Below are 13,162 nucleotides of genomic sequence, written 5' to 3'. Positions count from 1 at the left end.
ATTCAGCTCTCATCGTTCAGAGGGTGGTGGCACGAAAAACGGTGGTCGTGATCCTGAGTCTCGATTGGCACCTCGTGGCGACAACGATCACTGGCGCGCAGGCAACGAGGCGCAAAATGGCACCCGGCAGGCCGGTTCAACGGGCTGGGGATTTCGCCGCTCAGAATTTGCAATTGGTCGCGGCGCTCCGGGTCGATGGAGGGCACCGAGTCGAGCAGCGCGCGGGTGTATGGATGACGCGGCCGACCGAACACCTGCGCTACAGGTCCCGATTCGACGATGCGTCCCAGGTACATCACCAGCACCTGCTGCGCCAGATACTCGACCGTCGCAAGGTCGTGACTGATGAAAAGGTAACTCAGGCCGTTGTTGCTCTGTAACGTCTTCAGCAACTGCAACACCTGGGCTTGTACCGACACGTCGAGCGCCGCCGTCGGCTCGTCAAGAACCAGCAGTTTTGACTCCATCGCCAGCGCCCGGGCGATAGCGATCCGTTGCAACTGGCCTCCGGAAAACTCGTGGGGATAGCGCTCCATGTGCTCCTCGCCCATCCCCACACTTCCCAGCAGCGCAAGAATGCGTTCGTGCAATGCGGCGCCGCGCAAGCCAAAGGCAACCTTCAGCGGCTCGGCAACAATCGCCTTGATTTTCATTTTCGGATTCAGCGAGGCGTAGGGGTTCTGAAACACCATGCTCAAGCTTCTGCCTCGCTCCCTGGCATCGATCGGCAGCGGTCGTCCCTCGACCAGAATCTGCCCGCTGTCGGCGGGCAGCAGACCGAGCAAAGTCGCGGCAACGGTGCTTTTCCCGCAACCGGATTCCCCCACCAGCGCAACGGTTTCACCGACTTTTACCTCAAGGTTTATATGGTCGATGGCGGTCACCAGACCGTCGCGGCTGGCGTAGGTCTTATGCAACTGGTTGACGCTCAGCAGCGTGGGCTGTTCGTTGTTATTCATAGCCATTTACCTTCTCCAGAAGCCTCACACCCTGACCAACGTGTTGTGGCAAGCGGCCCAATGTCCCTCACCGATTTCGACCCTCGGTGCGGCATGTACGCAACGTCCCGTGGCACGCTCGCAGCGCGGGTTGAAGGCACAGCCTGCCGGGGGATCCGCCATGTTCGGCACCTGCCCGGGGATGAAACCCAACTGCAGGTCGCCCTGCCCCAGCTTCGGCACGGTGGCCATCAGTTTCAGGGTGTAAGGGTGCGCCGGTCGCTTGAACACCTGGCCCACCGGCCCGGTCTCCACCACTTCGCCGGCATACATCACTGCCACCCGGTCACAGAGCGACGCCACGACCCCAAGGTTGTGAGTGATAAACAGAATGGCCAGATCCTGCTCCCGGGCCAGCTTGCGCAGCAGCGCGATGATCTGCGCCTGCACCGTGACGTCCAGCGCTGTAGTGGGCTCATCGGCGATCAGCAGTTTTGGCCGGCACGCCAGCGCCATCGCGATCACCACACGTTGCAATTGCCCGCCGGACATCTGATGCGGGTACTTGCCTAGCGCCAGATGGGGGTCGGGCATGCTCACCGCTTCCAGCGCGCTTATCGCCTCGGCGCGGATTTGTGCTTTCTTCAGTTTCCGATGACAGCCGATTACATCGAACATCTGCCGCCCGACAGTGAAGAACGGGTTGAGCGCCTTCATCGGATTCTGGAAGATCATGGCCGCACCACCGCCGCGCAAATCGGCCAACTGCGATGCCGATGCACCGTTAACCTGCTGTCCGGCCACCCTGACACTGCCGCCAAGCCGCGCGGTTTCAGGTATCAATCCAAGGCAGGACATGGCGGTCATCGATTTACCCGAGCCCGACTCTCCGACCAGTCCGAGGATCTCGCCGCGCCGGACGCTGAGGTCGATGCCGCGAACGGCTTTTACGGTCTTGAACAAGCCCGGGAAGGACACCGTCAACCCTTGCACTTGCAGCACCAGGTCTTGCGCCGTATCCGGATGCGAGGTGACAGGACGCTCGCTATCTGCGGCTTTGAAGGATTTGTTCAGCATCAGCGCGTCCCCTTTTTCGGATCAAGCACATCGCGCATCCCGTCACCCACCAGATTGACCGCCAGTACCAGGACAAAAATCGCCACCCCGGGAAACAGCACCGTCCAGGGGTTCTCCAGTAACTGCGAGCGTGACGCCGCAGCCATCAGCCCCCATTCGACCATGGGCGGTTTGGCCCCAAGCCCGATGAAACTCAGTGAGGCGGCGGCGAGAATGGTGTAACCGAAGTCCATCGAACCCTGCACGATCACAGGCGTGGTGGCATTGGGCAGCACATGGCGAAACAAGATGCGCGCGTGGCTGACGCCCATGGACCGGGCGGCCTGGATATAGGTTTCCGAACGAACCCTGACCACCGCGCCGCGCATGATCCTCGCGTACCATGGAGACCAGGAGACCGCGAGCGCCAACATCGCGTTGGCGAGTCCCGACCCCAGGGCAGCGGTAATGGCAATCGGCAGCAACAACGGCGGAAAGGCCAAAAACACATCGGAGAAGCGCATCAAAAACGTATCCACCCGGCCACCGAAGTAACCGGAAACGAGCCCGAGCGGAATCCCGATCAGCATTGCAATCAGAGTGACTGTGACGCCGATAATCAGCGATGTTCGTGCCCCATAAAGCACCCGCGAAAAGATGTCACGACCAAACTCGTCGGTGCCCATCCAGTGTGCCTGGTCGGGCGCCAGCAGCTTCGCGGAAAAGACGATCTTGTTCGGCTCATAAGGTGCGAGCCAGGGAGCAAAGACTGCCGCCAGGATGATCAGCAGCAATAGCAGCGCACCGAAGACAAACAGCTTGTTGTCGTGGGCAAACGCCAGGGCCTTGATCCGCCAAGTCGGGGCTCGCGAGGGCATGGACAGGGTTACGTCTTGAATACTCATTGGACTCGCAGCCTCGGATCAACAAGGTGATACAAGAGATCAACAATCAGGTTGATCGACAGATAGGCCGTGGCCAGCACCAGGGTGGCGCCCATTACGGCGGGGAAATCGTTCTGGGCAATCGAAAACACGACAAACCCGCCCAGACCTGGCCAGTCGAAAACGAATTCAACGACCACCGCACCACCGAGCAGATACCCGAAGGTCAGCCCCACCACTGTCAGCAGTGGAATCATTGTCGCCTTCAGTGCGTAGGTGTAATGGATACGCCACTGGGGTACACCGTAAGAAATGGCCGTGCGGATGTACTCCTCGGATAACACCTCGACCATCATGTTGCGGGTAATCCGGGTGACCGTGGCCAGCGTCACGATGACCAGCGTGAACACGGGAAGCGTCAGGTGTTTGATCGCGCTCCACAGTGCCGCAAAGTTGCCGGCCAACAGCGTGTCGATCAGATAAAAACCCGTCACGCGCTCGAAGGGGCTATCGAGCAGAATGGAAGCATCAATACGTCCTTGCAGTGGCAACCAGTTGAGCTTGCCGTAGAACAGCAATTGCAAGCCCATGGCCAGGATGAATACCGGAAACGCGGTCCCGGCAATCGAACCTGCTCGTGCCAGATTATCGACCGCCGAGTTCTGTCTTGCCGCCGAGATCACACCGATCGGCACGCCCAGCACCACCACCCAGAACATCGCAAGGAACGTCAATTCAAAGGTCGCACCAACCCGTCTCACGACTTCCTCGGCTACCGGTCGGCCGGTGCGCAGACTGGTGCCAAAGTCTCCGCTGAGAAGATGGCTGAGGTAATTGAGGTACTGAACGGGCACAGGCTTGTCCAGCCCGAGTTTTTCCCGTGCGACAGCAATCTGCTCCGCCGTGGGGTGATTTCCCAGCATCGTTTCGACCGGCGAGCCCGGTAGAGACCGGCTCAGTACGAACGTGATGGTCAATACGCCCAAAAGAATGAAGAACATCACTATCAAACGTTGGGCAATATACTTCGCCATATGGAATACCCCTTGTGGCTATAAACTTGAACCTGATGGCTTGCTTCAAGATAACGCCATCGACAGCGCTCTAACCTTCAGAGATTACCCGGGGGATTCAAATAACTTCCCGTGGTCGGGCTTATAAATGGAATCAGGCCTTTACGTTCAACCTGAACAACAAGGACGGTGTGTTTTTTCAGCGACTCAAGTTGTAGTAAAGAATCGCCTCATAAGCAGGATTCAGACTCTTTTCCATACCCTTGATGTCTTTGCGGGAAACGCGTATCTGCTGCACGTCGGCGTACCAGATCGCAGGCGCGTCCTTGGCCAACAGTTGCTGGGCTTGCACGTACTTTTCAGAGGACTTGGCGCGATCACTGCCCTCTAGCGCCGCCGCGTCCTCGATCAACTGGTCAAAGTCCGGGTTGCTGTAGTGAGACAGATTGAACAGCGTGGTTTTCTCGGTGTGGAACTCACTGAAAAGCCAATCGCTGGGGGTCGGGTACGTTGGCCACCACGCCATGGATTGCATATTCGGTGCAGTTTCCAGCTTCTTCGCCCGATCCCAGATCACCCCCCATTCGCCGGGGCGCAACTCAACTTCTACGCCGACTTGAGCGGCGGTCGCCTGAAAGAGCTCGGCGGCGTTGGCATAAACCCCGCCAATGTATTGCATCGAGATCTTCCAGTCCTTTTCAGGTATCCCGGAGGCCTGCAGTAATTGTCGAGCCTTATCCAGATCGTAAGAAGGCATCGGCACACTGGCGTGCCCCCAGATACTGCTCGGCAGAGGCCCCTTGGGCACGCTGCCGTAACCATGCAGAATATCTTTGGTGACACTTTCATAATCCCAGAGATATTGCAGCGCCTGGCGAAATGCCAAGTTGTCCGTGGGGTATTTCCGGGTATTGAGCAGAAACTGGAAGTTCTTCCAGGAAGGCGCGCTGCTCACGCTGATGGCGGGGTTTTCGCTTAACACTTTGAGTTGATCAAGCGGTACGTCCCAAGCGACGCCAGCCTCGCCGTTTTTGATCATCTGGGTGCGAGTGGAGGCTTCAGAGACGACCTTGACGATGACTCGATCAAACTGTCCCTCTTTCCATCCTCCCCAGTAGTCATTGAAACGCTCAAGCACTACCTGTTGGCCCTGTTCGACCTGCCCGAGTTTATACGGGCCGGTGCCGATAGCGTGGGGAGCCATCATCCAGTCATGCCCGTTATCCACCGCTGCCGGGGCGATGATGTAGGCCGCATACTGCCCAGCCGCGATCAGATTGGCCGGCGTCGGATTCTTGAACTTGAGGACTACCGTATCGTCAGCCAGCGCCTCGACCGTATCCAGACCTTTCCATATAAACGCGGCGCCCTGCTTGAGCTCCCGAACATAATCGATGGATTTTTTCACCGCCGCGGCATTAAAGGCCGAACCGTCATGGAATTTAACGCCATGCCTCAACTTGAAGGTCCAGGTTTTGCCGTTGTCGCTGCTGTCCCAAGCAGTGGCGAGTCCGGGAGCGAACTCCTCAGCACTGCCCGGCGCGTTATAGACCACCAGCGTCTCGTAGATATTACCCAGCAACCGCACTTCTTCGGAAAAAGCCGAAGCCGGATCCCAATCCTTGAAGGAGGCCCGATCAGCGACCACCAGGGTATTGTTTGCCGCACATGCCCAACCACTGGCCAATGATGCAGTGACGGACAGCGCCATCAACCCCGCTATCAAGGTCTTGTTAAATTTCATCGGTGTTCCTCTTATTTTTATGGTGGGCGCAGCAAATCGCGTGTAGTAGCAGGCACGCATTCAACTGGAAGGAGTCGTGGATCTGGCCTCTGGTTGGCATTATTGATCTGCCACACAACCAGCTCAATTTCGCGATTTCGCAAAAAAAAACGCCAAGTGACGCTCGAAAGCGTCACCTGGCGTCTATCCAGAAAAACTAAAACAGCGGTGGGACGAGATTGAACTCACCTTCAGAAGGATGTACCAGCAGTCGCGCTCTGACTTCGACGGGAATCTCAGGCGCATCAATCGCAAAGCAGCTGCAGCTGGTAAGCGCGTTACGCAGATCGATCGACTCGCCCAGATACTCAAAGACGATATGCGCACCAAAAGGACGACGGAAGTTGTCTCCCGAAACGCCGATGACCAAGCCGTTGAGAAAGCGAAAGCGACTACGGTAGGAAGGATAGATCGCCGACCATATGTAGCCCCGGGAAGAGAGATACTCGCGCTCGACGATGTAAATCAGATCCGAGGACGCGAAACAAAAACCACGATATTTGTTGATGCCGAAACTCTTCTGCTGATCGTCGCCCAGCCTCATCCGCTCGTAGGTTTTGCTCAGAATCTTCTCGCCGGAGCGGGTCAGACGGGTGATCGACTTGATCACTTCGCCAGGCGCTGCGGGCGACATCAAATAGACAAAATAGTAGCCCTGGTACTTCGATAGCTCCTGAGCGGAACTCGGGAAAAAATCAGCGGGTATCGCACTTTCTTGCTCTCGCGGCGCTCGTTGGCTGTTGAGCAAAGCGCGGAAGGACTCATGTTCGGAGAATATTTCTTCTTCATCCACCCCGAAAAAAGTGCAGATCTTGCGTAAGGTAAACGACGACGGAGTCGCTTGCGCCCCCAGGTACTTGTTGAACTGCTGGCGATTGATATCAAGCGAGCGGCACACCTTCGCCACCGACTTGTAAAACCCGCACAGAAGACGAAGATTCTGACTGAAGTTGTGCAGCGACTGAGATGAAGCAGAACTGGCCATTGGAGTATTCCTAACGCCACAATTGGCGATGCGTAGACTGATCGTCGCTTGTTATCACGGTTTCAAAAACTGCGGGTGGGTGCGCAGAATCCCGGTATTGCCAACCGGTGATCGATGCGCGCATGGGCCCGACCTTAGCGTTCTGAGGAGGCAATTTTCAACACAGCGGCTAGCCCTGCTCCCGCCGCAGCTCCGCCCATTCGATCAACGCCTGAATCGCCGGCCCGAGTGCATGGCCAATCGGCGTGAGCTGGTATTCCACTTTCGGTGGTACCTGCGGATACACCGTGCGCAGCACGATACCGTCCTTCTCAAGTTGCTTCAGCTGCTGAATCAGCATTTTCTGATTGATCCCTTCAATCAGCTTTTCAAGATCGGAAAAACGCAATGCACCTTTTGCCGCGAACAGCTGGCACAAAATGATGATTTTCCATTTTCCTTCAAGCACCCGCAGCGTCTCAGTCGTCGCCTCAGCCCACTCACGCCGATTTTGCGGATCGCCGCAGTTCCATTCCCGCGCCATTTCTTTCTCTCCAGTGGGTAACCCACCTTTTGGTGTGTACTTACGATTATCTCATGAGCCCTCTAATATCGGTGCAAGACGATCAATTGTAGAGGCTCGACCATGAAAATAGGCATCATTGGAACCGGCAACATTGGCGGCACTATCGCCCGCAAGCTCAGCGCGGCGGGGCATGACATCCGTGTCGCCAATTCTCGCGGTGTCGAAGGTGTTCGTGCGTTCGCCGAAGAGATCGGTGCGCGGCCCACAGACATTCGCGGAGCGGTGGATGGGGTGGATGTGATCGTGCTGTCGATACCGATTCCGGCATTGAGCAAGCTGCCTGCTGACCTGTTCAGCCAAGTACCTGACAGCGTGCCGGTGGTCGATACCAACAATTACTACCCTGGTTTACGTGACCCTCAGATTGATGCGATTGACCAGGGAATGACCGAGAGTGTCTGGGTTGCGCAGCAGATCGGACGGCCGGTGATCAAGGCGTTCAACAATGTGCTGGCCTATACATTGGCAGAGCTGGGTTGTGCGCCGGGCACTGAAGGTCGCCTGGCGGTTGCGGTGGCGGGAGATGATCGCGCGGCCAAAGACACGGTCATGTCTCTGATCAACCAGACGGGCTTCGATCCGGTCGACGCGGGCTCTATTGAAGAATCCTGGCGGCAACAACCGTCCACACCGGGCTACTGCTGTGACTACGCCGCAGAAACCATGCTCAGGGCGCTTTCGTTGGCAGTCAAAGGCCAGGCAGCGGCGAAGCGTAATGAACTGCCACAACACTTCATGAAGCTCGGGCCGAACCCATCCCACGCTGATGTTATCGCCATGAACCGCGCCTTCAACCCGCTGGATTAACCGCCGTCCAACAGGCGTGATTCAGATCATGCCTGTCAGCAGCGCCCGAGCGTGCAGCAATGGCGAGCCATGGTGGAACGCGGCGAGCCGTAATATTGAGGTGAGGAAAAGGCGTTGTTAGCGGCTAATACTGATCACTTAAGTTGTAATGGTCCCCTGTGGTGAGGGGATTTATCCCCGATGGGCTGCGAAGCGGCCCAAAAAAAGTCAAAAGCGGCGACTGCTTCGCAGCCGATCGGGGATAAATCCCCTCGCCACAGGGGTAAGTGAACAGCATTACTGTTACCGGCACGTGCCCGACCGCTAGCTGTTTCTTTCCGCCACTACACCGTTCGTCCATTCCATTGCCCACTCCACTGCCAACGACTGTCTTCCAAGGACACTGCCAAGAGTCCTTATCCCATGCGCCAGCTTCTGCTTCCCCTGACATTGCCGATTACCTGCAGCCTGTTATTGGCCTGCTCCGCTCATGAAACCCGGTCGCCGGTCGAAACGCCTGGCAAGCCCACGTCGGCAACGATGCGAGTGCTGGACGCCGGTGCTGCAACGCTGCAGTCGCGGCCGCCGATCGATGCGCTCAACGCATACCTCGATGGTTTCCATTTCTACAACGGCCATCCGCAGGTTCAGATGGAAGCCCACCACTTCTGCTCCATCCTCAACGACGACGTGATCCAGTGCGTGATTTTCGACGGCAATAGCAAGGACGCCAAACTCATGGGCGTCGAATACATCATTGACGAAAAGTTGTTTGCCACCTTGCCAGCCAAGGAAAAAGCCTTGTGGCACAGCCATGGTTACGAAGTGTCTTCCGGTCAGTTGGTGGCGCCGGGGATTCCCGCGACCGCTGAGCATGCCTTGATGAAACGCCTGGCTCACACCTATGGAAAAACCTGGCACACCTGGCATACCGATCAGGACAAAAGCCTGCCGGTCGGTGTTCCACAGCTGATGATGGGCTTTACCGCTGACGGTCAGGCTGACCCAGCGATGGTCGAACAGCGCAACCGGCGTCTTGACGTCAATCCGCAAGAAAAGAAGGCCCAACGGGCTGACATCGCGATTCCACCGGCAGACCCCGATGCCAATGGCTGGGAGCATGGCAAGGTGATCCAGATCGAGGACCCGACCGGTGCTCATCTGCATCGCCCCGCTACTGCGACGCCAGCGAAAACAAACAGTCGCTCTACCCAATAGCGACGGTCGGGCGTAGCTATCTGGCCCCCTGCTGATACTCACGCGGCGTACAACCCAACTCGCGCCGAAACACCGTGTGCAGATACTGCGCAGATTTGAAGCCGCATGCACGGGCCACGTCGGCAATCGCCGAGTCGCTTTTCTCCAGGCCGCTGGTGGCGGCCGCGAGTTTGAAGCGCAGAATTTCGTCGTGCACGCTGCAGCCGCGCGCCTGACGAAAATGCGCTTCCAGCGAGGAGCGCGAGATACCGACATAAGCCGCGACCTGCGCCGTCTTGATGCCCTGGCAGGCGTATTGGCGGATGAACAGCAGCGCCTGCATGACGTAGGGATTGCCCAAAGGTTGGTGCAGGCTCGACATCTGCACATTGACCGCATCCGGCGCGATCAGGATCTGCTGCCCTGTCGACGGCATGCCGTGCAGCATCTGATGCAGTAAATGCGCAGCGGTACGGCCCATGGTTTCGGTGCCCTGGATCACCGAACTCAACGGCACTCGGGTCAAGCTGCGGGTCAGCGGGTCATTGTCGATGCCGATCAGCGCCACCTGCTCTGGAACGGCGATGCCGGCGGTCAGGCAGGCTTGCAGCAATTGCCGGGCGCGGGCGTCGCTGACAGCGATGATGCCGATCGGCTTGGGCAAGCTGTGCAGCCAGGCGATCAGTTGTTCGACCGCACTGTCCCAAAGCGGCGCGCTGGTGCCCATCCCGCGATAGATTTCCGCGTGCAGGCCGTCACGCTGCATCAATTTGCGAAAGGCCTTTTCCCGCTCCTGCGCCCAGCGATTGGCTTGCGCTTCCGGCAGGCTGAAACAGGCAAAGCGCTGCAGCCCGGCCTCGATCAGGTGGGTGTAAGCCAGGTTGATCAGTGCCGGGTTATCGGTGGCGACGTAAGGGATGGTTTTCGGGTAGGCGCGCTCGTCTTCATAAGAGCCGCCCACCGCCACCACCGGCAGGTTGATCCCGGCCAGCGCCTCGCCAATCAGCGGATCGTCGAAGTCGGCAATGATCCCGTCCCCCTGCCAGCGCTCGATGCCTTTCAGGCGGCAGAGAAAATCCTCTTCGAGAAACAGATCCCAGGAAGCCCGGGTGCTGCTCAGGTAGTTGCCGATGCCGCTGATGATCCCACGGTCATAGATCTTGCTGCCGTTGAACAACAGGGCGATGCGGTGCACAGGCGGTACGGTTTTCATTGTTGTTATGGGTGTCCCGAGGCCTCTTTGGGCAGAGGCGATTGGCACAGACTAGGCGCGCCGGCCGCGAAGCTCAATACGCAAAATCGCACTGCGTGTTGGTGGTTTTCATAATCAGCAGGCCTGACGCCGTTGCTAGTATCGAGACACCGCCAAGAACAACAAGGACAAGGTCCATGCCGTACTTCCCCAAGATCGAGCCGATTCGCTACGAAGGCCCGAACAGTGATTCTGCCCTCGCCTTCCGCCACTACGACGCCAACAAAATCATCCTCGGCAAACCGATGCGCGAACACCTGCGCATGGCCGCCTGCTACTGGCACACGTTTGTCTGGCCGGGTTCCGACGTGTTCGGTGCCGGCACGTTCAAGCGCCCCTGGCAGCACGCCGGCGATCCGCTGGAAGTGGCCATCGGCAAGGCCGACGCGGCCTTTGAATTCTTCAGCAAACTGGGCATCGATTATTACTGCTTTCACGACACGGACGTCGCCCCCGAGGGCAACTCGCTGAAGGAGTATCGGCACAACTTTGCGCAGATGGTCGATCATCTGGAGCGCCACCAGGAAGAAACCGGCGTCAAGCTGCTGTGGGGCACCGCCAACTGCTTCAGTAATCCGCGCTTTGCCGCAGGCGCCGCCACCAACCCCGATCCGGAAATATTCGCCTGCGCCGCTGCCCAGGTGTTCAGCGCGATGAACGCGACGCAGCGCCTCAAAGGCGCCAACTACGTGCTCTGGGGCGGTCGCGAAGGCTACGAAACCCTGCTCAACACCGACCTGAAACGTGAGCGCGAACAGCTTGGCCGTTTCATGCGTATGGTGGTCGAGCACAAGCACAAGATCGGTTTCACCGGCGACTTGCTGATCGAGCCCAAGCCGCAGGAGCCGACCAAACATCAATACGACTATGACAGCGCCACGGTCTTCGGTTTTCTGCAGCAGTTCGGGCTGGAGCGCGAAATCAAGGTCAACATCGAGGCCAACCACGCCACCCTGGCCGGGCACAGCTTTCACCATGAGATCGCCACGGCGGTTTCGCTGGGCATTTTCGGCAGCATCGATGCCAACCGTGGCGATCCGCAAAACGGCTGGGACACCGATCAATTCCCCAACAGCGTCGAAGAAATGACCCTCGCCACCTATGAAATCCTCAAGGCCGGCGGTTTCAGCAATGGCGGTTTCAACTTCGACTCCAAGGTACGCCGGCAGAGCCTCGACGAAGTCGATCTGTTCCATGGCCACGTCGGCGCCATGGACGTGCTCGCCCAAGCGCTGGAACGCGCCGCTGCGATGATCGAGAACGATCAACTGCAAACGCTCAAGGATCAACGTTACGCCGGCTGGCAGCAGCCGTTCGGCAAAGCGCTGCTGGCCGGTGATTTCAACCTGCAGTCCTTGGCCGAGCATGCGTTCGTCAACGAACTCAATCCGCAAGCGGTCAGCGGCCGTCAGGAAATGCTGGAAAATCTGGTGAATCGCTTTATCTATCGCTGATCGGCGATGGCGTCTGCGCGCGTGGCGCTGCTGTGACATTTGCGCGACAAATCTGTCTTCGCCGCGCGCACGGATTCTCTACAGTTCTACCAGCCCGAACGTCAGCGTCAGGCCGTGTCTTTCCAACAAAAATAAAAGGACGCACCACATGAACAACATCAAACGCACGCTCTTGGCCAGCGCCCTGGCGCTGTTGTCCCTGCCGGTCATGGCCGATGCCACCCACCCGAAAATCGGTTTCTCGATTGACGATCTGCGTCTGGAACGCTGGTCGCGTGATCGCGATTACTTCGTGGCGGCAGCGGAAAAAATGGACGCCAAGGTGTTCGTGCAATCGGCGGATGCCAACGAGCAGAAGCAGATTTCGCAGATCGAAAACCTGATTTCCCGTGGCGTCGATGTCATCGTCATCGTGCCGTTCAACGCGACGGTGCTGACCAACGCGGTGGCTGAAGCGAAGAAGGCCGGGATCAAAGTGGTGTCTTATGACCGGCTGATCCTCAACGCCGATATCGACGCCTACATCTCCTTCGATAACGAAAAGGTCGGCGAGATGCAGGCCAGTGGTGTGCTGCAGGCGGCGCCCAAGGGCAATTACTTCCTGCTCGGCGGTGCGCCGACCGACAACAACGCCAAGGTCCTGCGCGAAGGCCAGATGAAAGTCCTGCAGCCAGCCATCGACAAGGGCGATATCAAGATCGTCGGCCAGCAATGGGTCAAGGAATGGAACCCGACCGAAGCGCTGAGCATCGTCGAAAACGCCCTGACCCGTAACGACAACAAAATCGACGGCATCGTCGCCTCCAACGACGCCACGGCGGGCGGTGCGATCCAGGCACTGGCCGCTCAACAGCTGGCCGGCAAGGTGCCGATTTCCGGTCAGGACGCGGATCTTGCCGCGGTCAAACGGGTGATCGCCGGCACACAAACCATGACCGTGTACAAGCCGCTGAAACTGATCGCCTCCGAGGCGGCCAAGCTCTCGGTGCAACTGGCGCGCAACGAAAAACCGGCGTACAGCTCGCAGTACGACAACGGCAGCAAAAAGGTCGACACCATCCTGCTCACCCCGACCCCGTTGACCAAGGACAACATCGATTTGCTGGAGAAGGACGGCTTCTACACCAAGGCGCAGATTGCCGGGCAGTGATCAAAACATAGATCTCTGGTTATGCGAAAACCCTTGTGGGAGCGGGCTTGCTCGCGAAGACGGTGGTTCAGCTTGCATCACTGTTGAATGTGCTGACGC

General features: G+C 58.1%; 12 protein-coding genes. 4 read left to right on the top strand and 8 right to left on the bottom strand.

The window, feature by feature from the left end; all coding sequences use genetic code 11:
- Positions 1-2 precede the first annotated feature (2 nt).
- From ACXR0M_RS16185 to ACXR0M_RS16155, 7 genes are all read right to left on the bottom strand, one after another.
- Entirely contained in the window at positions 3-965 is a 963-nt protein-coding gene (locus ACXR0M_RS16185; protein ID WP_458832807.1) for an ABC transporter ATP-binding protein, read from the bottom strand.
- Positions 966-983: 18 nt separating this feature from the next.
- Positions 984-2,015, bottom strand: a complete 1,032-nt coding sequence (locus tag ACXR0M_RS16180) for an ABC transporter ATP-binding protein (RefSeq protein WP_458832806.1) — start codon at positions 2,013-2,015, stop codon at positions 984-986.
- Positions 2,015-2,899 carry an ABC transporter permease gene (locus ACXR0M_RS16175; protein WP_458832805.1) on the bottom strand — a complete coding sequence of 295 codons (885 nt, stop codon included), beginning with the start codon at positions 2,897-2,899 and terminating at the stop codon, positions 2,015-2,017. Before ACXR0M_RS16175 ends, ACXR0M_RS16180 begins: the two co-directional genes overlap by 1 nt.
- Positions 2,896-3,912 carry an ABC transporter permease gene (locus ACXR0M_RS16170; RefSeq protein WP_458832804.1) on the bottom strand — a complete coding sequence of 339 codons (1,017 nt, stop codon included), beginning with the start codon at positions 3,910-3,912 and terminating at the stop codon, positions 2,896-2,898. Before ACXR0M_RS16170 ends, ACXR0M_RS16175 begins: the two co-directional genes overlap by 4 nt.
- Before the next feature lie 178 nt (positions 3,913-4,090).
- Positions 4,091-5,635: an ABC transporter substrate-binding protein gene (locus tag ACXR0M_RS16165; RefSeq protein WP_458832803.1), complete on the bottom strand. Its 1,545-nt coding sequence runs from the start codon at positions 5,633-5,635 to the stop codon at positions 4,091-4,093.
- Between the two features lie 196 nt (positions 5,636-5,831).
- Positions 5,832-6,659 (bottom strand): helix-turn-helix domain-containing protein, encoded by an 828-nt coding sequence (locus ACXR0M_RS16160; RefSeq protein ID WP_458832802.1) that lies wholly within the window; start codon positions 6,657-6,659, stop codon positions 5,832-5,834.
- A 169-nt stretch (positions 6,660-6,828) separates the two neighbouring features.
- Positions 6,829-7,182: a winged helix-turn-helix transcriptional regulator gene (locus ACXR0M_RS16155; RefSeq protein ID WP_458832801.1), complete on the bottom strand. Its 354-nt coding sequence runs from the start codon at positions 7,180-7,182 to the stop codon at positions 6,829-6,831.
- A gap of 102 nt (positions 7,183-7,284) precedes the next feature.
- Between ACXR0M_RS16155 and ACXR0M_RS16150 the strand changes: the two genes are divergently transcribed.
- Complete coding sequence (locus ACXR0M_RS16150) at positions 7,285-8,031, top strand: NADPH-dependent F420 reductase (RefSeq protein ID WP_458832800.1); 747 nt, start codon at positions 7,285-7,287, stop codon at positions 8,029-8,031.
- Positions 8,032-8,433: 402 nt separating this feature from the next.
- Positions 8,434-9,228 (top strand): OBAP family protein, encoded by a 795-nt coding sequence (locus tag ACXR0M_RS16145; RefSeq protein ID WP_458832799.1) that lies wholly within the window; start codon positions 8,434-8,436, stop codon positions 9,226-9,228.
- A gap of 16 nt (positions 9,229-9,244) precedes the next feature.
- Here the strand turns inward: ACXR0M_RS16145 and ACXR0M_RS16140 are convergent, their stop codons facing one another.
- Entirely contained in the window at positions 9,245-10,420 is a 1,176-nt protein-coding gene (locus tag ACXR0M_RS16140; protein WP_458832798.1) for a XylR family transcriptional regulator, read from the bottom strand.
- A 176-nt stretch (positions 10,421-10,596) separates the two neighbouring features.
- Here ACXR0M_RS16140 and xylA point away from each other — a divergent pair, with 176 nt between their 5' ends.
- Both xylA and xylF read left to right on the top strand, forming a co-directional pair.
- On the top strand, positions 10,597-11,913 hold the full coding sequence (gene xylA / locus ACXR0M_RS16135) for a xylose isomerase (protein WP_458832797.1): 1,317 nt from the start codon (positions 10,597-10,599) through the stop codon (positions 11,911-11,913).
- A gap of 148 nt (positions 11,914-12,061) precedes the next feature.
- Positions 12,062-13,063, top strand: a complete 1,002-nt coding sequence (xylF, locus tag ACXR0M_RS16130; protein ID WP_458832796.1) for a D-xylose ABC transporter substrate-binding protein — start codon at positions 12,062-12,064, stop codon at positions 13,061-13,063.
- Positions 13,064-13,162 lie beyond the last annotated feature (99 nt).

It is taken from the genome of Pseudomonas sp. Eth.TT006 (genome assembly GCF_054456575.1).
Note: the sequence above shows the minus strand (reverse complement) of the source record. Positions and strands in the feature narration are given on the sequence as shown.